The sequence below is a fragment of the Flavobacterium sp. genome (assembly GCF_027531705.1).
Classification (GTDB): Bacteria; Bacteroidota; Bacteroidia; order Flavobacteriales; family Flavobacteriaceae; genus Flavobacterium.
In genome coordinates this window covers 1-22,809 of record NZ_JAPZSP010000037.1, presented here as the reverse complement: position 1 = coordinate 22,809, position 22,809 = coordinate 1, and the positions used below count along the sequence as shown (strand labels likewise).

The window sequence follows — 22,809 nt, the reverse complement described above, 5'->3', positions numbered from 1 at the left end:
CTTTCAGATTATGTGAAACAAATTGATACTTCAACATTCAAATTGCTAAAAAGAGCTTTGCCAGGTGCTTATACATTTATTTTACCAGGAAATAATGATTTGCCAAAAGTTTTTAAAAATAAAAAAACAGTCGGAATTCGTGTTCCCGATAACAATATCATTCGTGCAATTGTAAAAGAATTAGGAAATCCGATAATCTCAACTTCAATTCATGATGATGATGAAATTGTAGAATATTCAACCGATCCAGAATTAATTTTTGAAAAGTGGCAAAACCAAGTCGATGCAGTTATCGATGGTGGATATGGCTATAATATTCCGTCAACAATTATTGATTTGTCTGGATTTGAACCAGTAATAGTTCGAGAAGGAAAGGGAAGTTTAGACATACTATGAAAATTAAACTAATTATCATTTTGTCATTTTGTTGTATCTCTAATCTTTTTTCTCAAGAATTAGAAGGAATAATTTTAGATCAAAACAATCAACCTTTGCAGGGCGCAAATATTTATTTTGATGCAACTACAATCGCAACCATATCTGATGAAAACGGAAAATTTTCTTTGCATTCAATTGCAAATGGAAACAGTATTTTGGTTATTAGTTTTATTGGTTTTCAAACGCAGTATATTCAAAACCCTAAATCTAATAATGTAAGTAAAATTATATTGGTTGAATCAAAAAATATTTTGAAAGAGTTGATTATAACAAAAGATCGTTTTACTAGAGAGCAAAAACTTAAACTATTTAAAGAACAATTTTTAGGAAAAAATGCTAATGCAAAAGCATGTAGTATCGAAAACGAAAATGATTTATTTTTTAAATATGAATCTAAATCGATGACACTAACCGTAAGTTGTGAAAAGCCATTAGTTATTTATAATAAAAATTTAGGGTACAAAATTTATTATGAGTTAGTTAATTTTGATGTTATTTTTTTTCAGCATACAATGAAATCGAGTTCAGTTTCTAAGACTTTTTATTCTGGATTATCTCGTTTTGAAGAACTAAATAATAAATCAAAAACCTTAAAAAACAGAGAAAAAAGCTACCAAGGTTCGATCTTGCATTTTTTTAGAATCTTAGCAAGTAATAGCTGGAGTAAAAAAAACTTCTTAGTTTTTAAAGGGAGTTACCAAGTTAATCCAGCTGATAATTTTAAAGTTACTGATTCTAGTGACTCTAAAACAGTTAAAGTAACAAAACAAATTAAAGAATTTGCCAGTAAAAAATTTGTTGCCGAATTCAACCTGTTATTTGATAAAAAAGAACAATCTAAAGTCATCTTTGAAACAGAAACATTTAATATTGATAAGTTTGGGAATAATTCTAATATTGAATCCATTAACTTTTCGGGAGATTTTTCGAAACTCAAAGTTGCAGATATGTTACCATTAAATTATGGCATAAAATAAAAACGCCTCGATTTTTTCGAGGCGTTTAGGTACTATTTTAGGTGAATTTTAAAATTTATTTACTCAAGTTTTTCATTTCTTTTTCAATCATATCGTAGAATTCGTCAATTTTTGGCATCACTACAATACGAGTTCTTCTGTTAGTAGCTCTGTTTTCTGAAGTATTGTTATCTACTAATGGAATATATTCACTTCTTCCAGCAGCAATCAATTGCGATGGTTTTACACCTAATTCTTTGGTTAATACTCTTGTAATAGCTGTTGCTCTTTTCACACTCAAATCCCAGTTGTCAAGCAAAATTGCATTTCCAGTAAACGGAACATTGTCAGTATGACCTTCTACCATGCATTCAAAATCTGGTTTATCATTGATTACTTTAGCAACTTTTCCTAAAATTTCTTTTGCTCTGTCAGTTACCATATAGCTTCCGCTTTTGAAAAGCATTTTATCTGAAATATTGATAAAAACAACGCCTTTTTCAACATTTACATTAATGTCTGGATCATCAAGTCCAACCGATTTTTTTAAACTTGAAACCAACGCTAAAGTCACAGAATCTTTTTTGGTTAAAGCATCTTGTAATCTATTGATTTTCAAATCCTTTTCTTTGATTGTTTCTAATGCTTTTTCAATATTTTGAGCACCTTTAGTTGTCAACGTTGTCATGTTACCAACATTGTTGATTAACTCAGAATTGTTTTTCTTTAAATAGTCATTTTGCTGATTTAAGGCTTCTTTTTCAGATAAGCACATATTCAATTTTACAGTTGTCGAATTCAATAAATCCTGACAATCTTTATTTTGTTTTTCTAAAGCGGCAATCTTCTTTTTAGTTCCGCAAGAAGTTAGGGTTAAAGTGGCTAACGAAAGAATTAAAATTACTTTTTTCATAACTGATTTTATTATTTTTAATTTTGACAAAATTACAAATTAATACTTGATACAAATGGAATTGTAAGCTAAAGTATTGTTAACTATTGCTCAAATATCTTGCCGTTTTTAACAAAATACTTGTAAACAATGCTGTTGGTGTGATAGTAGTTTTTGTTTTGTTTGCCATTTCTTTTTTGTAACGTTTTGGAAATCTTTGCATAAAAAGAAAAATGCGCATTAATAATTGCGAGAAAGTGTTGAATTTTTCCCTTAAAAATAAATTGAATTCCAGCAATTCCATCAAGTACTAATCTTGAAAAAATAATTGGAATCAATTTAGATTTTGGTAAATTTTTAGTCAACATTAAAAGAGAATTTCTAAAATTTAGAAATGTTTTCATTGGATTTCCTTCGTTCAAAGTGGCACCACCAACATGATAAACTACCGATTTTGAAGTGTATTTTATTTTATAACCAAGATTAAAAGCTCTCCAACACAAATCGATTTCTTCTTGATGTGCAAAAAAATCATTATCAAAACCTTTTAAATTTCTATAAATCTCTTTTCTAATAAAAAAGCAAGCACCCGAAGCCCAGAAAATTTCTTTTTCATCATCATATTGATGCAAATCTTTTTCGATAGTATCAAAAATGCGACCGCGACAATACGGATAACCATATTTATCAATAAAACCACCAGCTGCACCAGCATATTCAAAGTATTCTTTGTTTTTGAAATCTAAAATTTTGGGTTGAATAATTCCAATTTCGGGTTGATTTTCAAAAATGGTTAGAATAGGAGTAAGCCAATTTTCTGTAACTTCAATATCCGAATTTACAAGCGCATAATAGTCTTCTTCAACATGTTGTAATGCTTCATTATAACCTTTTGCAAAACCATAGTTAGCTTCATTTTGAATAATTTTTACCGAAGGAAATTTGGTTTTCAAAACAGCAATCGATTCATCTTTTGAAGCATTATCGGCAACATAAATTTGTGCTTCATCAGAAAAAGAAATGACAGAAGGCAAGAACTGTTCTAACAATTTTGCTCCATTCCAATTGAGTATGACAACGGCTATTTTTTTGTCTTTCATCTACTATCGATCTATCTATTTTTCAAATTCTGGAAGTTCTTCGAGAAAAGTATATTTTTTATTTTCAAAATCCATTTTGCAAAAGTAATGATTTAAGCCATTTGTAACCATAAGATAATCGGCTTTTAAAGTCATATTATAACGTGCAATTTGGTCAAAAGTGGTTTGCGTAATTTTTATTTCTGGAGCTTTGCATTCTACCAACAATGAGAGTAAACCATTGGGTTGAAAAATCACAACATCATAACGTTTATTCAAACCATTAACTTTGATTAATTTCTCAACATTAATATATGATTTTGGGTATTTTTTTTCTTCAATTAGAAATTTCACAACATGCTGACGAACCCATTCTTCTGGAGTGAGAATGATAAATTTTTTCCTGATTTCATCAAAGATAGCAACTTTATTTTCACTATTTTTGAACCGAAACGAATAAACTGGAAAGTTCAACTTTTGCATGAAGCAAAAATAGTTATTTTATACTAACTGCCAACTGCGACTGTAAACTGAATACTTAAAATAATGGACGAAGTTGTAAAAATTATAAACGACATAAAAGCTGGAAATATAAAGCCAATTTACTTTTTGATGGGTGAAGAGCCTTATTATATTGATAAATTGACGGAATATATCGAAGATAATGTACTGCAAGAACACGAACGTGATTTTAATCAAACTGTTTTGTACGGTCGAGATGTGACTATTGAAGATATTGTTGGAAACGCCAAACGTTATCCGATGATGGCAGATAGACAAGTTGTTATTGTAAAAGAAGCGCAAGAATTAGTTAGAACTATCGATAAATTAGAAAGTTATGCCGAGAATTTTCAGGAAACAACTGTTTTGGTAATGGCTTACAAATATAAAACACTCGATAAACGTAAAAAACTAGTTAAGTTATTGGATAAAGTTGGACTCGTTTTTGAAAGTAAAAAAATGTATGAAAATCAAGTCGGAACTTGGATTCAACGTGTGCTTCAAGGAAAAGGATATTCTATTGAACCAAAGGCAAATGCGATGTTAGTTGAATTTCTTGGAAATGATTTGAGTAGAATAAGTAACGAACTGAATAAACTTCAAATAATTTTGCCAAAAGGACATACTATTTCTGCTAAAGACATTGAAGAAAATATTGGATTTAGTAAAGATTTTAATGTTTTTGAATTGCAAAATGCTTTAGGAGCTAAAAATCAATTGAAAGCTTATAAAATTGCCCAATATTTTGCAGATAATCCCAAAGACAATCCAATGGTTGTAACAACTAGTTTGGTCTTTAGTTATTTTGTAAAAGTTTTAAAGTACCACGGATTAAAAGATAAAAATCCTAAAAATGTAGCTTCCGCACTTGGTATTAGCCCATTTTTTGTGAAAGATTATGACGTGGCGTTAAAAAATTATCCGATGAGAAAAGTCAGCGCTATTGTTGCTGGTTTGCGAGATATTGATGTGAAAAGTAAAGGTGTAGGCGCCACTTCATTGAGTAATCACGATTTGTTGAAGGAAATGTTGGTTACTATTTTTAATTAACAAAACAAATAAATATTTTCTTGTTATTTTTTTATATTTTTTCGTTTAAATGCGTATTTCATCGATTAAATCAATTTTTTTGCATCTAGAGTAGTAACTTTCGTATATTTATAAAAATTTTTGAATTATGAAACTTAACTTACTCCAAATCGTTATGTTTTTATTTTTCGGACTAAATGTTTCTTTTGGTTTTAAAAGTAAAAATAGTTGTGGTTTTGATGAATTGAAATCATTTGAAAAACCACAAAAAAAATCAAATCAATTTTCTGATTTTATAAGATTTAATGCTGTTAAAAATCATTTTAAATTTTCAACGGTCAGTGTTTTAAATTGTGCTATTCCAAATTTAAGTATTGTTGCTATAAAGGATTCTACGGATTGTTATTTGACGCCTAGAACTAATGAAGTTTTAGAATATAAGATACTTGGCGCTGATTTAACTACTCCGGTTGTTGTAACAGTTGACTCGTCAGATTTCGAAATTTCGTTTAGTCCAAATTCTGAATTTGCTTCAACATTAACCATGAACCCCGTTAATTTATATGTTGATAAAACCATTTATGTTAAGCATACAGGGTTGAATTATGGTACATTTTCAGGAACAATTACGGCAACATCAGGTGTTGTAACACCACAAACAGCAACTTTTACAGTTGTAATGAAAAAAAATACATACGATAGAGGTAATGCTCTTAGTTTTGATGGTACTAATGACAGAGTTCAAATTACAGATTTGAATTGGCAACCTATAAAGTTTACCGTAGAATATTGGTATAAACCGAATAACGTTTTTGCTGATTGGAATCACAGTTTAGGAGAAGCAGGTCAGTTTTTTATGCATTCAGATTCGGCAAAAATAATTAGAGTCGGTACTGCTGAAACTGCTGAAAGTACAATTACTTCATCAATTAATACTCTTATTGAAGATAAATGGATTCATATGGCCTATACATTTGATGAAGGAACAGCTAGTTTATATTTGAATGGAAAACTTGTTGAAACCAAAACTGGTGTTGCTTATCCTAGTGCTTGGAATAATTTTGAGATTGGTAATGCTTCAACTTCTTCTCTAAATGGAACTTTAGATGAATTTAGAATTTGGTCGGTTGCAAGAACTGAACAGCAAATTCAAGAAAATATGCATATTATAAATGACTTGAAATATGCTTGTATTGATGGGTTATTAGTTTATTATCAATTTGAAAATAATACCGATAGTACCATAGAAGATGCAACTGGAAATTATAATGGAGCCATTTTAGATAATCCAACTATTGTTATATCAAGTGCTCCTGTAGGTTTTGGTAAAGCTCAAACTAATACAATTACTACAACGGGAACTTATGATTATAATAATGTAAATACTAGTTTAAATTTTACAACGACTATTCCAAATGCAAAGGTGGTTGTTTCTTTAATTAACGGAATGCCTTATGCAGCTCCAACAACAACAGGAATTTTATCCGATACTTATTGGATAATAGAAAATTATGGAACAAATTCCTCATTGAATGCAGATGTTTTATTAAAACCTTCGCCAACTTCTGGATTTGTTACAAATGATAATTATTTGAGTTTTTCATTTCATCAAAGAGAAACAAATGGTTATGGCGCATGGAGTTCTCCAGTTGTTGCTGATGCAATCGATACTAATACTCTTGTATTTAATGGAGTTGCTTCTTTATCACAGTTTTGTTTAGAAAGCAGTTTTGTTTGTAGTGGCTCAACAACTTGGAACGGACTATTTTGGACAAATGGTATTCCAGACAGTACAAAACAAGTAATTATTTCTGAAAATTTTTCATCAACTGGAAATATTATTGGTTGTGATTTGACAATAAATAATAATGCTCAAGTTGTTTTTAACTCAGGTCATACATTACAAATCTCTAATGCTATTAATGTCGTAACTGGTTCCTCACTAACTATTCAAAATAATGCCGCTTTACGTCAAATTGCTGATGCTACCAATGTTGGAAATATTATTGTAAAACGAAATAGCTCTGCTTTAAAACGCTTAGATTATACTATGTGGTCATCACCAGTTATTTCTCAACAATTAGGAACGTTTTCTCCTAATACCAGTGTTTCTCCAATAATTCGTTTCTATAATTATAATTCTAATTTAAACTTGTTTAGCTCTGTGGCATCAACTTCATCTATCTTTGAATTAGGAAAAGGATATTTAATTCGAATGCCTAATAATCATCCAACATCGCCTACTACTTGGCAAGGGACTTATATTGGAATACCTGCCAATGGAACAATTCCAGTTGCATTAACTAATTTAGGAGCTGGAAAACGTTATAATATGGTCGGCAATCCTTACCCATCGCCAATTAGTATATCACAATTAGTGATTGATAATAGTACACAAATTACAGGAACATTTTATTTTTGGAGAGAAACCAATGGAGACGCAAATGATAATCCATATTGTACATGGGCAGGTGGCGTTTTTGTTAGTAATGGAGAGGATCAAGTTTTTGATCCAAATGGAGTTATCAGAACTGGTCAAGGATTTATGGTTGAAGCAACAAGTACTGGTACAGCTTTAACTTTTAGAAATGCTCAAAGAACGACTAATAATGACAATCAGTTTTTTAGATTAAATTCTGCTACTAATTCGTCATTAACTACAAATTTAACTTCAACAGAAGGAAATCGTTTTTGGATAAACCTTACAAATTCTTCAGGAGCATTTTCTCAAATGGCAGTAGGTTATAAGCCAAATGCAACTAACGAAGCAGATGTATTTGATGGAAAAAATATTAACAATGGCAAAGCTTTATTGAATTCTATTGTTAATAATGAATATTACACAATACAAAGTCGAGCATTACCTTTTCAATCAAATGATGTTGTTCTTTTAAGTTGTAAAATCACTGATGCTGGAACTTATACTATTGCAGTTGACCACTTTGATGGTTTGTTTAGTGAAGCATCTCAAGTTATTTTATTAAAAGATAAAGTAAACGGTTCATTAACTGATTTAAAATTGAATCCATACACTTTTGTATCTGAGCCTGGTTTATTTAATAATCGTTTCGAAATTGTTTACCAAACTACATTGACTACTTCAACTCCAGAATTTTCAAATTCAAATGTTATTGTTTATAAAAATTCTCAAAATGAGGTAGTTATTGATTCAGGAAAAACAACTCTGAAAGATGTTAGAATTTTTGATATACGCGGTCTTTTAATAGCTGAAAAAAGAAATCTAAATGCATCACACATTGTATTAACTGTTTCAGGAAACAATCAAGTATTATTGGTTCAAGCAACCTCAAATAATAATGAAATAGTTACTAAAAAAATAATGAATTAAATGTTATATTATTTTCTTTAACTAATGAATATAGTTTCTTCGTAGAAAATACAATTAATAAAAACAGAAATAGTTTAGTTTTAATAACTAAACTATTTTTTTTGTATATAAAAATTCATGAAAATATGTTTAAATTATCGATATTTGTAATCCTAAAAAAAAATGAATTATGGGAATGAATAAAAATACCGTTTTAGGTTGGGCAACTCTTATTATGATTATCATGGGATTGGTATTAATAGCTTTAGGAGCTTTCCGTTATGATGACATTGCAGGCTGGGGTTTTGCCACTGTTGGAATAGGTTTTCTAGCTAATGCATGGGTTTTTAGCTCATTAAAAGGAAGAGTGTAAAATATTTAATATCTAAAATTTAAAATTTAATAATAAAATGTCAGACGATAAAAAAGTAATATTTTCAATGCAACGATTGAGTAAATCGTATCAAGGAAGCGACAAACAAGTTTTAAAAAATATATACCTAAGTTTCTTTTATGGAGCAAAAATTGGTATTCTTGGACTTAATGGTTCGGGAAAATCTACATTATTAAAAATCATAGCTGGTGTTGATAAAAATTACCAAGGAGATGTAGTTTTTCAACCAGGTTATACGGTTGGTTATTTGGAACAAGAACCACAATTGGACGAAACTAAAACGGTAATCGAAATTGTTCGTGAAGGTGCTGCCGAAATTTATGCACTTCTTGACGAGTTCAACAAAATAAATGACAGTTTCGGTTTGCCAGAAGTTTATGAAGATGCCGAAAAGATGCAAAAACTTATGGATCGTCAGGCAGAATTGCAAGACAAAATTGATGCTGCTGGCGCTTGGGAAATAGACAATAAACTTGAAGTTGCTATGGATGCTCTTAGAACTCCAGATGCTGATACTCCAATAAAAGTGCTTTCAGGTGGAGAAAAACGTAGAGTGGCACTTTGTAGATTATTATTGCAACAACCTGATGTATTACTATTAGATGAGCCAACCAACCACTTAGATGCCGAAAGCGTACTTTGGTTAGAGCAACACTTAGCTCAATATGCAGGAACCGTTATTGCTGTTACACACGATAGATATTTCTTAGATAATGTTGCCGGATGGATTTTAGAACTTGATAGAGGAGAAGGTATTCCATGGAAAGGAAATTATTCTTCTTGGTTAGATCAAAAATCAAAACGAATGGAGCAAGAAGAAAAAGTGGCTTCCAAAAGAAGAAAAACACTTGAACGTGAGCTTGATTGGGTTCGTCAAGGAGCAAAAGGAAGACAAACTAAACAAAAAGCTCGTTTGCAAAACTATGATAAACTCTTAAATGAAGATCAAAAAGAATTAGATGAAAAATTAGAAATCTACATTCCAAATGGTCCAAGATTAGGAACTAATGTTATTGAAGCAAAAACAGTTGCAAAAGCTTTTGGAGATAAATTACTTTATGATAACTTGAATTTTACTTTGCCACAAGCAGGAATTGTTGGAATTATTGGACCTAATGGTGCTGGTAAGTCAACTATTTTTAGAATGATTATGGGTGAAGAAAAACCTGATGGTGGAGAATTCTCAATTGGTGATACAGTAAAAATTGCTTATGTTGACCAAGCACATTCGAACATAGATCCAAATAAATCAATTTGGGAAAACTTCTGCGATGGACAAGAGTTAATTATGATGGGTGGTCGTCAAGTAAATTCAAGAGCGTATTTGTCTCGATTCAATTTTGGTGGAAGCGAACAGAACAAAAAAGTATCAGCACTTTCCGGTGGAGAACGTAACCGTTTACACCTTGCCATGACTCTCAAAGAAGAAGGAAATGTACTTTTATTAGATGAGCCAACCAACGATTTAGATATCAACACACTTCGTGCACTTGAAGAAGGTTTAGAAAATTTTGCTGGTTGTGCAGTTGTGATATCGCACGATAGATGGTTTTTAGATAGAATTTGTACTCATATTCTAGCTTTTGAAGGTGATTCTGAAGTATATTTCTATGAAGGAAGTTTTTCTGAATATGAAGAAAACAAGAAAAAACGATTAGGCGATGTTGCTCCTAAACGTATCAAATACAGAAAATTAATAAGAAATTAAATTTTTCAAACAAAAGTTTCAAATTATTATAAATCATGCATAGTTGAAATTTACCAACTACATATTTTTAGCTTTTTTACTCACTTTTCAAGGAGTGATTTCGCAAACAAATTTGTCTGTGAAAAGTGTAGTAAAAAAACTTTCTATTGCAGGTGAAGCATTGCATAGCTTTGAATGTGAAAAATCATTACTTGTTTCTAAAGAAGCATTAGATGAAGCACATCAATTGAAAAATCATCAATTGATGGCAAAAGCTTATAATATTATTGGACTAAATTTTGATGAATTCTCCGAACCCAAAACAGCAATTACTTATTATGAAAAAGCATTAAGCCATGCTTTGTTAACAGAAAATGATTCAATACAAGAATGGATTTATAATAATTTAGGAGCCACTTATACGTATCGAAAAATTGATTTGCAAAAAGGAATTGAATATTATAAAAAGGCATTATTTTTCGCAAATAAAATAAATGATAATGATGAAGTTGCTTATACACAATTAAACATTGCTGGAGCCTACATCAATTCTAAAGACTATATAAATGGAATAAAATATTTAGATAAATGCAAATCTTATATTGAAAACAGTGATCTTATAGAAGCAAAAATTTCTTTGTACACTAATTACGGAAATTATTACAATATTGCTAATCAAAATGATGAAGCCGATTTGTATTATTCTAAAGCAGTCACTATTTCTAAAGAAAACAGTTCAGAATTAATTGACTCAAATATTGCAGAGGTTTATTTAGATTATTCAAAGTTTCTAACTAAAATTAATAATGATAATAAAGCGAAATATTTCTTAGACCTTCATAAGACTTTAAAAGAAAAAATTTATTCTCAAGAAAAAATTAATACTATCAAAAATATTGTCAACGAGATTCAACTTGATGAATATGAAAGGCAAATTGAACAAATTGAGAATGAAAACCAAAAACATTTGCTTGATTTAAGCCAATCAAGAACAATCGATATTTTATTTGGTATTGTAATCCTTGTTTTATTATTATTGGTGATTTCTCTGTTTAGAAACAATCGTTTGAGAGATAAAACCAATAAAATTTTAAAAGCTACTAATGAGGAATTATTGGTAGCTAAAGAAAAAGCTGAAATGGCAACTCAATTAAAAACACAGTTTGTTTCAACAATTACGCACGAATTAAGAACACCGCTTTATGGAGTAGTTGGAATTACCAATATCATTATTGATGAACACAAAGAATTAGCCAATAGTCCACATATTAATTCGCTTAAATTTTCGGCTGGATACTTATTGTCACTTGTCAACGATTTACTTCAAATAAACAAAATTGAAGAAAAAAGAATCGTTCTAGAAAACATGATTTTCAATATTTCAGATGAAATCAATACCATTACTGATTCGTTAAAATTTATAGCCAAAAAGAACGATAATAAATTGTTTATTGAAATTGATGAAGCAATTCCTGAAACATTAATAGGGGATAAACTTAGGTTATCTCAAGTGTTTATGAACTTGGTTAGTAATGCATTAAAGTTTACTAAATACGGAAAAGTTACAGTAACTGCTAAATTGGATAGAGAAGAAGGAACAAAAAAATTCATAACTTTTTATGTAAAAGATACAGGAGTTGGAATTGCCGATTCTGATAAAGAAAAAATATTTGAAAAGTTTGTTCAAATTGAACGTAAAGAAGGTGATTATCAAGGAACAGGACTTGGTTTGTCAATTGTAAAAAAATTGGTTGAAATTTTCGGCGGCGAAATCGAATTAGAAAGTGTGGAAGGAAAAGGAACAACTTTTTATTTTACAATTCCATTTGAATCAGATGATAAAAAGAAAATTGAAATTATAAATAATATTGTTGTCGATTTATCCGAAGAGAAATTTTATCATGTTTTGGTTGTTGAAGATAATAAAATCAACCAAATAGTGACTAGAAAAACACTCGAAAACAATAAGTTCAAATGTACTGTTGTTGATGATGGTTATGCAGCAGTTGAGATTTTAGATACTGATAAATTTGACATCATATTGATGGATATTAATATGCCAATTATTAACGGTTTTGAAACAACAAAATTGATTAGAAAAAAAGGGCATAAATTACCTATTGTAGCTCTTACAGCTTTTGATAAGCAAGAAGTGTCAGAACAAGCTTTATCCTGTGGAATGAATGATGTGATTATCAAGCCTTTCGAACAATCGAAGCTTTTTCAGATAATTTCTAATATGATTGACAATAATAATTAATATTCATTCGTTTTTTCGTTAATTATTTATAGATTTGTTGTTACCCAAATTAACCTAAACTATCTATGCCTCAAAAAGCCAATCTGATTAATTTAAAGTATATTATTGCAATACTTTCTACTGTTGTTATAGGAATGTCAGTGTACATAGTAAATGATAAATTCCAAAAAAAAGATACTTATTCCACAATTTTAGAAAAGAATGATGCAAAATCACTTCTTACTGATCTTGAATTTCTCAAAGGTAAATACGATCAAACTATATCTGATAACATTAATTTGTCTGATGAGGTTATTGAAGAAAGAGAGAAAGTACAACAACTTATTAATGAGATAAAAAGCAAAAAATTAACAATAAAAGAATACAATGATAAATTGCTTGATATTAAGTCGAAAATGATTTTTCTTTTTGATGAAAATTTTAAACTTAGAAAAAACCTTGTTTCTCAACCAGTTCCTGTGAATACTTTGGTTGAAATCCCCACAAACATAAAGGAAATTCAGGAAAGAAATAAATTTTTAGAAAAGAAAAATGAAGAATTAAATGAAACCATAAAAAAAGCTTCTAAGTTAACTTTTTTAAATCTTAATGCCACGTCCTATAAAGCAAAAAACTCAGGTAAACTAGTTGCTACTCAAAATTGTAAAAGAGCTAATTTCCTAGTCGTTAATTATACAATAAATCAAAATCAGTTTGCAAAACCTGGACAAAAAACATTATATTTTCAGATTATAGATCCTGAAAATAAGGTTGTTGGAGAAACTAAAGCAACAACTATTTCAGAAAAAGCATTGCTTTATACTTTTGTAGCAAAAATTGCTTATCACAACAAAACTGAAGATTTTAGTCAACAATTACCATTTTCAAGTTTTAGTAAAGGCAACTATCAAGTTAATATTTATGATGAAAATAGTTTGCTAGCAGAAACAACTTTTGAAATGAAATAACTATCTAATTCTTAATTGCTTCTTCGTAGCGTTCTTGGACTTTTTTCCAGTTTATAATTTTGAAAAAAGCATCGATATATTTTGCTCTTTTATTTTGATAATTCAAATAATAAGCATGTTCCCAAACATCCAATGCTAAAATTGGAAATCCTTTAATTTCTGCCATTGGCATTAATGGATTGTCTTGATTTGATGTTGTTGTAATTTGTAGTTTTCCAGTTTTATCGGTAACAAGCCAAGCCCAACCAGAACCAAACTGCTTATTTGCAGCATCTTTAAAAGCAGACTCAAAGTTAGCATACGAACCAAAATCTCTTTTAATAGAACTCGCCAAAGTATCTTTAGGTTGACCGCCAGCTTTTGGAGCAATGTTTTCCCAAAACAGATTGTGATTATAATAACCACCAGCATTGTTTCGCAATGAAGTATTTTTCATATCCATTTTCGCCAAGATTTCTTCAATTGTTAAATCTGTTTCTTCTTCGCTTGCTAAAGCTTTATTCAAATTATTTGTATAAGCTAAATAGTGCTTTGAATAGTGAATTTCCATTGTAGCCGCATCAATGTGAGGAATCAATGCATCATAAGAATAAGGTAGTTTTTTTAACTCAAATTCGCCTTCATCTGCTTTTACATCATCAGGATTTCCAATAATCAATTTTTCTTCGGCTGCAGGAAGCGGAACTTCTACAACTTCGGTTAGTTTCTTGTTATTGCATGATAAAAGCATTAGAAAAAAAGAAAAAAGCACTATTTTTTTCATTTGAAAATTATTTTCTTGAATTATGTATTTCTAGTATGTTTTTTATGTATAATTCTTTGGCTTCTTCAATAGTAAGATGGCTAATTTGCATCCAAGCATTAGTTTTGAATGCATTTCTCAAATCAAAATTAAGCATTTGATTTGGAGAAACAATATTATTTCCAGAAGTGGCGTGTTTGTAATAAGCATACAAGCGCAACTGAACATCTTGCGGTAAGGAAGCTTGCGGAATAGTTTCTGCAATTTCAACGGCTTCTTGAAATCGAGTATCTAAATCTTTTTCTGCCATTTACGACTTTGTTGCGATAATGGTTTGATTACCAATTGCTTTTTGGTTCAATTTTACATTTATTTCTGTTCCCAAAGGTAAAAAAATATCAACTCTCGAACCAAATTTAATAAAGCCAGCATCTTCTCCTTGTACTACTTGCATTCCTTCTTCGGCGTAGTTTACAATTCTACGAGCCAGAGCACCTGCAATTTGACGGTACAAAATTTCACCAAAATTCTTAGTTTCGATAACAACAGTTGTACGTTCGTTTTCTTCACTAGCTTTAGGATGCCAAGCTACAAGAAATTTCCCTGGATGGTATTTGCTAAAATTGATTCTTCCGCTTGCTGCAAAACGTGTTACATGTACATTTATAGGCGACATAAATATAGAAACTTGCAGACGTTTATCTTTGAAATATTCACTTTCAAAAACTTCTTCAATAACTACCACTTTTCCATCAACAGGAGCAATGATTACATTGTTGTTTACAACTAAATCTCTTTTCGGATTTCTAAAAAATTGTAGAATTATAATTAGAAATAACAATGTAGCAATTTCTACTGCTTTTTGTAGCCAAAAATTTTCTATAAAATTATCAGCTAATAATAAAATTGCAACTGTTACAGTTGTCGAAATCAATATGATTTTTCCGCCTTCTTTATGAAACATAATTTAAAATTTGATAAAACAAAAATATGAATGGTGCTACAAATATAACACTATCTAGTCGATCTAAAACACCACCATGTCCTGGCATTATTTTTCCGCTGTCTTTTACACCTGCAATTCGTTTGAATTTTGATTCGATTAAATCACCAGTAGTTCCAAAAACACCTACCATTAGGGCAATTCCAATCCAAATGTATTGAGCTAATTGTTTCCCTTCGATGTAGTATTTGGATATAAAATAACTTGCGATTACTGCAAAAACAATTCCGCCAACAAAACCTTCAATTGTTTTTTTAGGTGAAATTCTTTCAAATAATTTATTTTTTCCAATAGATTTTCCGACTATATAAGCAAATGTATCATTTGTCCAAATTAGAATAAATAAGCCTAAAATGATTTTCGGATTATAACTATTTATTCCAAATGAAATTTTTACAATAAAAATAAATGGAAGAATGATATAGCCTAAAAGATACAGATATTTGGATGAGTTACTGATAGTTTGCATTTTGTCATAAAATAAAAATAAAATGCATTTTATAGAAACAACCATTGTAATTACAAGCAATACAAGATTTAACTGATTGATGTTTATGTCAATGTCATAGTTTTTGTTGAAGTTTTTCAAAAGAAAGGCTTCGGTATCATTTTTATAAAAGCTAACTAAAATTATACTTGAGTATAATAGAAAACCAAAAAGGATAGGAAAAACTTTTTTGATTTGAATTAAATTACAAAATTCATAAACAGCAATTAGCATGAAAACGCCAAATAAAGTAAAAAAACTTTCTTTAGAATATAATGTTGAACCTATTAATAGAAGTATATAAACAGCTCCTGAAATGGCTCTCTTTAGCGTTTCATTCATATTACAAATCTTCTAAAAGCAGAAGGTATAAGTTTTTTGCTGAACTTCCATAGTGAAGAAAATCTTCTTCTTTTGCTTTTTCAAAATATTTAATGGTAGTAATATTTGTTGGATATTCTTTATCGTATTTTTTCTTAATTACTTGCAAACCATCGCTTTTATTTTCTAAAATTTGGCTTGTAGTGGCAAGAATTACAATGTTGTCAGGCAAATCATTAGGTTTGTTTTGCTTAATTTGATTAGATGAAAACAAAACCGCACCTTCATCAGCAATAAGATTTTCGCAACTTGCAAATAAAAATTTTGGATTTTTAGGATTTTCGTAAGTTAATTTATTCTCGTCTAGTAAAGTGTATAATTTTGGTTCGTAACAAACAACTTCCGATTCGAACCAATCATTTTCTTCTAATATATTTTCAAATTGTTCTCTTACTTCATCAAGGTTTTCACAATACAAGAATTTACCTCCATTTTTTTTGAAATTGAAAGTAAATTTTTCATCAGCAGGTGCTGAATCTACTGGCGAAGTATTAAACTCGCTTTCTCTTTCTTCATCAGAAGAATCATTACCAGTACCAAAAAATTTTTTGAAAAGACTCATATAAAAAATTCAAAATATTATATTTTCAATCTTGAAAACCCTCAAAGATAAAAAAATCTTAATTCAAAAGTGTTTTTGAGTTAAGATTTTATCAAGACTATATTAACAATTTATAAATCGGTTTCTGGTTGCAAATTCGAATCAAATTCGCGTTTACCAAAAATAGCTTCTAAATCGTCTTTGAAAATAACTTCTTTTTCAATTAAAATGTCAGCCAATTGATTCAATTTATCTTTGTTTTCCTCCAAAATTGTAATGGCTCTTTGATATTGACCTTCAATTAAAGCTGAAATTTCCTTATCAATAACTTGTGCAGTATCTTCTGAGTAAGGTTTTGAAAAACTATATTCGCTTTGACCAGATGAATCATAGTAAGTAACGTTTCCTATTTTGTCATTCAATCCATAAACCGTAACCATTGCTCTAGCTTGTTTGGTCACTTTTTCTAAATCGCTCAAAGCACCTGTAGAAATTCGGTTGAACGTTACTTTTTCAGCAGCTCTTCCGCCCATAGTGGCGCACATTTCATCAAGCATTTGATCTGGACGAACAATCAATCTTTCTTCTGGAAGATACCAAGCTGCACCCAAACTTTGCCCTCTTGGAACAATTGTAACTTTAATAAGTGGAGCAGCATGTTCAAGCATCCAGCTTACTGTTGCGTGACCAGCTTCGTGAATAGCAATTGCTTTCTTTTCTTCTGGTGTAACAATTTTATTTTTCTTTTCTAAACCACCAACAATTCTGTCAACGGCATCTAAGAAATCTTGTTTGTCAACAGCTTCTTTATTGTTTCTTGCAGCAATCAAAGCTGCTTCGTTACATACATTGGCTATATCGGCACCTGAAAAACCAGGAGTTTGTTTTGCTAAGAAATCAGTATCTAAACCTTCCACTTTTTTCAATGGAGCCAAGTGAACTTCAAAAATTTCTTTACGTTCTCTAACATCTGGAAGATCTACAAATATTTGACGGTCAAAACGTCCTGCACGCATTAAGGCTTTGTCTAAAACATCAGCTCTATTGGTTGCAGCTAGCACAATTACATTTGAATTGGTTCCAAAACCATCCATTTCGGTAAGTAATTGATTTAGAGTGTTTTCACGCTCATCATTTCCGCCCGACATATTGTTTTTTCCTCTTGCTCTACCAACGGCATCAATTTCGTCGATAAAGATGATAGCTGGAGATTTTTCTTTTGCTTGTTTGAATAAATCTCTAACACGAGAAGCTCCAACACCTACAAACATTTCAACAAAATCAGAACCTGATAATGAGAAAAATGGGACCTTAGCTTCACCAGCAACAGCTTTTGCCAATAATGTTTTTCCAGTTCCAGGAGGACCAACTAACAATGCACCTTTTGGAATTTTTCCACCTAAATTGGTATATTTTGTTGGGTTTTTTAGGAACTCAACTATTTCTTGAATTTCTTCTTTAGCACCTTCTAAACCTGCAACATCTTTGAAAGTTGTTTTAACTTCATTTTTTTCATCAAAAAGTTTTGCTTTCGATTTTCCAATACTGAAAATTTGTCCACCGCCACCACCAGCTCCGCCATTCATACGACGCATGATTAGAAACCAAAAACCAATAATTAGAACGATTGGAAGAAGTGTACCGATTAATCCTGACCAATCTTCTTTTTGAAGAAAATTATAACTTTTTAATCTTTTTTCAGCAACCGCTTTTTCTAATTTATTTTGAAAAAGTTCATCGTTACCAATGTTTGTCAAAATATAGTGTGGTCCTTTATTCGGTCTATTCAAATAATCTTTATAAACCGCTTTATATTTCAAAGTGTCTAAAAGTGCCTTTTTACTCAAAAAGACTTCTGCTTCGGTTTTGTTATAAACGGTTACTTTTTCTACATCACCTTTTTCTAATATTTGATTAAATTCAGATGTGTTTACAGGCATTGGTTCTTGAAAAGAAGAACCACCCGAAAAGACACTTATCAGAATAAAAATCACTATCAAAACGCCATATACAACATACGGATTTACTTTTGGTGTTTTTAAATTTGGTTTATTATCTTCGGCCATTATGAATATTTTCTTTTAGTATTTATTTTCTATTGTAGTGATTTTGGCATCGCCCCAAAGGCTTTCAATGTTGTAATATTCGCGAATATGTTTTTGAAAAACGTGAACAACAATTGTAACATAGTCCATCAATACCCATTCGCCATTTTCGGCACCTTCAACATGCCAAGGTTTGTCTTTTATTTCTTTGGAAACTGTTTTTTGAATAGAACCAACAATTGCATTCACTTGAGTATTTGAATTTCCGTTACATATAACGAAATAATCACATGCAGAATTGTCGATTTCTCTTAAATCTAGAATATCAATATCATTACCTTTTACTTCTTCAATTCCTTTAATGATATGAGCTAATAAAATATCATCATTTGTAGTTTTTTTTGCCATGTATTTATTTTGTATAAGTTTGCAAAGTTATCACTTTTTGTGATTAATTTTGAAACTTTCCCATAAGTTTAAATTATAAATTTACATGAAACTAATCAAACTCGATGCCACAGATTCAACCAACGATTATTTGAAATCACTAAGCAGTAAAAATGTGCTTGAAAACTTCACGGTAATTACAGCACAAAGTCAAAATAAAGGTCGTGGTCAAATGGGTGCAACTTGGGCATCGGAAGCTGGTAAAAATCTTATTATGAGTGTTTTGATTAAAGATGTTTTGAAAAATGCTGATGAGATTTTCCATCTAAATGTAGCCGTTGCTTTGGCAGTTATTCAATCATTAGCCGAATGTAATTTACCTAATTTAAGCATAAAATGGCCAAACGACATTATGTCAGACAACAAAAAAGTTTGTGGCATATTGGTAGAAAATAGTTTCAAATCTGACAGTAAAATAGAATCAATAGTCGGAATTGGATTGAATGTCAATCAAACTTCATTTGATAATTTGCCAAAAGCTTCTTCAATGGCATCAATTATGAAAAAAGAATTTGATTTGGATACCATTCTTGAAAACATAGTTTTTCATATCAAGCAAAACTGTAATTTGATACTTTCAAATCAAGCGAGTAAAATTTGGAATGATTTTCACAGTTATCTATTCAAAATTAATGTTCCCATGCCTTTTGAAGATGCCAATCAAAATCGTTTTATGGGAATAATTCAGGGCGTTACCAATGATGGTAAATTAGAAGTTTTTCTCGAAGATGATTCTGTCAAAACATACGGAATTAAAGAAATTCAATTATTGTTTTAGGTTTCAATAATCTTGAATTTACTTATCAATTACATGATTTATATCATTTAGTAATTTGTCTATAATTCGGAAATTTGAGGTAATTAATAGAAACAATAAAACTAATAATTATGGCAAATTTTGATAGTAAACACGTAAAAAATGTTGTTTTAGTTGGACACACGGGTAGTGGTAAGACTACACTTACCGAATCAATGCTTTTTGAAGCAGGTTTAATAAACCGAAGAGGAACAATTTTAGACAAAAACACAGTTGCAGATTATACGGATATAGAACATGAAAAAGGAAAAACTTTTTTCTCTAAATTGGTTTATACCAAATGGAAAGATTACAAAATAAACTTATTAGACACGCCAGGTTACGATGATTTTACTGGAGAAATAATAGGAGCAATGCGTGTTGCCGATTGTGGATTGATGCTTTTAAATTCGGCAATGGGTGTTGAAGTTGGAACCGATATTATTTGGACATACACCGACGAATATAAATTACCAATGTTATTGGCTGTAAATCATTTAGATAATGAAAAATCTGATTTTGATAAAACAGTAAGAGAAGCCAAAGCGCATTTTGGAAACAATGTAGTGGTAGTGCAATATCCAGTAAATCAAGGTGAAAAATTTGATGCTATTGTGGATGTTCTCAATATGGTGATGTATAAATACCCTGCTGAAGGCGGAAAACCAGAAAAATTAGCAATTCCTGATTCTGAAAAAGAAAAAGCTAATCAATTACACCAAGAATTAATCGAAACTATTGCTGGAAATGACGAAACCTTGATGGAACGCTATTTTGAAAAAGGCGAATTAGATGAAGACGAAATGAAATTAGGTTTACATCATTCGTTAATCAATCATGAAATTTTCCCTATTTTCTGTGTTTCTGCCAAAAAGAATATGGGTTGTGGCAGAATTATGAGTTTTATCGACAATGTTTGTCCTTCTGCTTATGAAATGCCAAAACAAAAAACAGTTGATGGAAAAGAAATTGAATGCAGCGAAAATGGCTCAACAGCAATTTTTATATACAAAACCTTATCTGAACCACATGTTGGCGATTTGAGTTTCTTTAAAGTCCTTTCAGGAAAAATTAAAGTAGGAGATGAGTTGACAAATGAAAATACGGGTCAAGTAGAACGAATTAACCAGCTTTATGAAGTTGAAGGAAGCAAAAGAACACCTGTTCAAGAATTAGTTGCAGGTGATATTGGAGCTACTTTGAAATTGAAAGACACGCATATCAACAATACATTACACGAAAAAGGGAAACATATAGAGATTGTTCCAATTCAGTTTCCAAATCCAACTTTGACTATTGCTGTTGAAGGCACTAAAAAAGGAGAAGAAGAAAAATTATCTATTGCTTTGCACCAATTAGTTGAAGAAGATCCAACCATAAAAGTGGAAGTTTCTCCAGAATTAAAACAAACGCTAATCCATTGTCATGGTGAATTACATTTGACAGTTATCAAATGGAAATTAGAAAATGCTTTTAAACTTTCAGTCGAATTTAGAACACCAAAAATCCCTTATAGAGAAACAATTCGCAAAAGTGCAGATACTATTTACAGACACAAAAAACAATCTGGTGGTGCTGGACAATTTGCAGAAGTTGCCATGAAAATTGAACCTTGGTTTGAGGGTATGGAAGAACCAAAAGGATTCAATATTAGAGGAAAAGAAGAACATGATTTACCATGGGGTGGAAAATTGATTTATTACAATTGCATCGTTGGTGGTGCCATTGACAATCGTTTTCATCCTTCCATTCTAAAAGGAATTATGGAAAAAATGCAAGAAGGTCCGCTTACAGGTTCTTATGTTCGTGATGTTAGAGTAATTCTTTACGACGGAAAAATGCACGCTGTTGACAGCAATGATTTAGCTTTCAAATTGGCTGGAATGATGGCATTCAAAGAAAATTTCCACAATGCTGATCCTCAATTATTGGAACCATATTATCACATTGAAATTCATGTTCCAGAAGAATTGACAGGTGGAATTATGAGTAATATTCAAACGCACAGAGCTGTTGTAGAAGGAATGGATGCAGAAGGTCATTTCACAATTATCAAAGCACATATTCCTTATGCCGAAATGCACGAGTTTGGCAGCGACTTACGTTCGTTAACACAAGGTAGAGCTCGTTTTAATTTGGCTTTCAATCATTACGAACCAGTTCCATACGAAACCCAAAAAATATTAATAGCAGAATTTAAAAACCAAGAAGAATTAGTTTAGTTTTAAAATAAATTCTTTGAAAAGAAAAACCTCGTATTGTAATGATACGAGGCTTTTTTATGAATTTCCTACTTTGTCATTCCGTAGGAATCTCAATTATAATTTATGCATATTCGAAGCCAAAGTTTCCAAAAATTTCGTGATTGGACCTTTTATCATCATGGCCATCATAGGATTGAATTCGCCTTCAAAATCTAATTTTACATCACTTGCGTTTTCTGAAACAGCATTGATATTTGCTACCAAAGAAAACGGTAATTTATCACTTGCAGCATTCAACACCACTTTTGAATTTGGAATTCCTTCTTTCAGTCTTAATTTAATTTCTGGCATTCCTTTCAAACCAAAATTGAAAATATCATCTCCAAGAACTTCAAATTTGGCAATGTTTTCAGGCATTAGCTTTTCAAAATTCTTCACATCAGTCAAAGCATTGAATAAATATTCCGCTGATTTTTCTACAGTAACTTTAGGGCTTTCTAGGTTCATTTTTTTTATTTTTTAGAGAAAAGAAAATTGAATATTGACAAAGTCTTTTTTCTATTTTCTTTCCTCTTTATTCTTAATTTACACATTCCAAGTCGAAGGACTTTTTCTCCATTCTTGTAACGTAACTTGTTCTTTTTCTGTTATA

At 30.6% G+C, this 22,809-nt stretch carries 21 protein-coding genes; 10 read left to right on the top strand and 11 right to left on the bottom strand.

Translation table 11 applies throughout. From position 1 onward, the window contains the following. Together O9267_RS13045 and O9267_RS13040 are read left to right on the top strand one after the other, a co-directional pair. A partial coding sequence (locus O9267_RS13045; protein ID WP_298180269.1) for a Sua5/YciO/YrdC/YwlC family protein occupies window positions 1-396 on the top strand: 396 nt, incomplete at its 5' end. Then, window positions 393-1,415, top strand: a complete 1,023-nt coding sequence (locus O9267_RS13040; protein ID WP_298180267.1) for a carboxypeptidase-like regulatory domain-containing protein — start codon at window positions 393-395, stop codon at window positions 1,413-1,415. The genes O9267_RS13045 and O9267_RS13040, both read left to right, overlap by 4 nt. Window positions 1,416-1,470: 55 nt before the next feature. Here O9267_RS13040 and O9267_RS13035 read toward each other — a convergent pair whose 3' ends face one another. The 3 genes from O9267_RS13035 to O9267_RS13025 all read right to left on the bottom strand — a co-directional run bounded on the left by O9267_RS13035 (window position 1,471) and on the right by O9267_RS13025 (window position 3,848). Continuing rightward, complete coding sequence (locus O9267_RS13035; protein ID WP_298180265.1) at window positions 1,471-2,307, bottom strand: OmpA family protein; 837 nt, start codon at window positions 2,305-2,307, stop codon at window positions 1,471-1,473. Window positions 2,308-2,390: 83 nt separating this feature from the next. Continuing rightward, a complete protein-coding gene (locus O9267_RS13030) occupies window positions 2,391-3,386 on the bottom strand; it encodes a glycosyltransferase family 2 protein (RefSeq protein ID WP_298180262.1) in 996 nt (331 codons plus the stop codon). Window positions 3,387-3,401: 15 nt separating this feature from the next. Continuing rightward, window positions 3,402-3,848, bottom strand: coding sequence for a type I restriction enzyme HsdR N-terminal domain-containing protein (locus O9267_RS13025; RefSeq protein WP_298180261.1), 447 nt, complete (start codon window positions 3,846-3,848; stop codon window positions 3,402-3,404). Window positions 3,849-3,911: 63 nt separating this feature from the next. Between O9267_RS13025 and holA the strand changes: the two genes are divergently transcribed. The 6 genes from holA to O9267_RS12995 all read left to right on the top strand — a co-directional run bounded on the left by holA (window position 3,912) and on the right by O9267_RS12995 (window position 13,511). Next, entirely contained in the window at window positions 3,912-4,916 is a 1,005-nt protein-coding gene (holA, locus tag O9267_RS13020; protein ID WP_298180259.1) for a DNA polymerase III subunit delta, read from the top strand. Between the two features lie 127 nt (window positions 4,917-5,043). After that, window positions 5,044-8,244 carry a LamG-like jellyroll fold domain-containing protein gene (locus O9267_RS13015; protein ID WP_298180257.1) on the top strand — a complete coding sequence of 1,067 codons (3,201 nt, stop codon included), beginning with the start codon at window positions 5,044-5,046 and terminating at the stop codon, window positions 8,242-8,244. A 169-nt stretch (window positions 8,245-8,413) separates the two neighbouring features. Then, the gene (locus O9267_RS13010) at window positions 8,414-8,596 is read left to right on the top strand and encodes a CAL67264 family membrane protein (RefSeq protein WP_298180255.1); all 183 of its coding nucleotides are present in this window, start codon (window positions 8,414-8,416) and stop codon (window positions 8,594-8,596) included. Window positions 8,597-8,633: 37 nt separating this feature from the next. Next, window positions 8,634-10,325: an energy-dependent translational throttle protein EttA gene (gene ettA / locus O9267_RS13005; RefSeq protein ID WP_298180253.1), complete on the top strand. Its 1,692-nt coding sequence runs from the start codon at window positions 8,634-8,636 to the stop codon at window positions 10,323-10,325. A gap of 118 nt (window positions 10,326-10,443) precedes the next feature. After that, window positions 10,444-12,564 carry an ATP-binding protein gene (locus tag O9267_RS13000; protein WP_298180251.1) on the top strand — a complete coding sequence of 707 codons (2,121 nt, stop codon included), beginning with the start codon at window positions 10,444-10,446 and terminating at the stop codon, window positions 12,562-12,564. A 65-nt stretch (window positions 12,565-12,629) separates the two neighbouring features. Next, window positions 12,630-13,511: a hypothetical protein gene (locus tag O9267_RS12995; protein ID WP_298180249.1), complete on the top strand. Its 882-nt coding sequence runs from the start codon at window positions 12,630-12,632 to the stop codon at window positions 13,509-13,511. 4 nt (window positions 13,512-13,515) lie between these two features. Here the strand turns inward: O9267_RS12995 and O9267_RS12990 are convergent, their stop codons facing one another. The 7 genes from O9267_RS12990 to rsfS all read right to left on the bottom strand — a co-directional run bounded on the left by O9267_RS12990 (window position 13,516) and on the right by rsfS (window position 19,118). After that, the gene (locus O9267_RS12990) at window positions 13,516-14,274 is read right to left on the bottom strand and encodes a superoxide dismutase (protein WP_298180247.1); all 759 of its coding nucleotides are present in this window, start codon (window positions 14,272-14,274) and stop codon (window positions 13,516-13,518) included. 7 nt (window positions 14,275-14,281) lie between these two features. Further along, window positions 14,282-14,563: an acyl-CoA-binding protein gene (locus O9267_RS12985; RefSeq protein WP_298180245.1), complete on the bottom strand. Its 282-nt coding sequence runs from the start codon at window positions 14,561-14,563 to the stop codon at window positions 14,282-14,284. Next, the gene (locus O9267_RS12980) at window positions 14,564-15,217 is read right to left on the bottom strand and encodes a phosphatidylserine decarboxylase family protein (RefSeq protein ID WP_298180244.1); all 654 of its coding nucleotides are present in this window, start codon (window positions 15,215-15,217) and stop codon (window positions 14,564-14,566) included. Continuing rightward, entirely contained in the window at window positions 15,207-16,085 is an 879-nt protein-coding gene (locus O9267_RS12975; protein WP_298180241.1) for a phosphatidate cytidylyltransferase, read from the bottom strand. The genes O9267_RS12980 and O9267_RS12975 overlap by 11 nt, the downstream gene beginning before the upstream one ends. Window position 16,086: 1 nt before the next feature. Further along, window positions 16,087-16,686 (bottom strand): lactate utilization protein B/C, encoded by a 600-nt coding sequence (locus O9267_RS12970; protein WP_298180239.1) that lies wholly within the window; start codon window positions 16,684-16,686, stop codon window positions 16,087-16,089. 110 nt (window positions 16,687-16,796) lie between these two features. Further along, complete coding sequence (gene ftsH, locus O9267_RS12965; RefSeq protein ID WP_298180237.1) at window positions 16,797-18,731, bottom strand: ATP-dependent zinc metalloprotease FtsH; 1,935 nt, start codon at window positions 18,729-18,731, stop codon at window positions 16,797-16,799. Window positions 18,732-18,746: 15 nt separating this feature from the next. Then, window positions 18,747-19,118 carry a ribosome silencing factor gene (gene rsfS / locus O9267_RS12960; RefSeq protein ID WP_298180236.1) on the bottom strand — a complete coding sequence of 124 codons (372 nt, stop codon included), beginning with the start codon at window positions 19,116-19,118 and terminating at the stop codon, window positions 18,747-18,749. An 85-nt stretch (window positions 19,119-19,203) separates the two neighbouring features. Between rsfS and O9267_RS12955 the strand changes: the two genes are divergently transcribed. Continuing rightward, window positions 19,204-19,935: a biotin--[acetyl-CoA-carboxylase] ligase gene (locus tag O9267_RS12955; RefSeq protein ID WP_298180234.1), complete on the top strand. Its 732-nt coding sequence runs from the start codon at window positions 19,204-19,206 to the stop codon at window positions 19,933-19,935. Window positions 19,936-20,045: 110 nt separating this feature from the next. After that, entirely contained in the window at window positions 20,046-22,175 is a 2,130-nt protein-coding gene (locus O9267_RS12950; RefSeq protein ID WP_298180232.1) for an elongation factor G, read from the top strand. A 96-nt stretch (window positions 22,176-22,271) separates the two neighbouring features. On the opposite strand, the gene O9267_RS12945 is transcribed toward O9267_RS12950, so the two are convergent. Next, complete coding sequence (locus tag O9267_RS12945) at window positions 22,272-22,664, bottom strand: SRPBCC family protein (RefSeq protein WP_298180230.1); 393 nt, start codon at window positions 22,662-22,664, stop codon at window positions 22,272-22,274. Window positions 22,665-22,809: the final 145 nt, after the last annotated feature.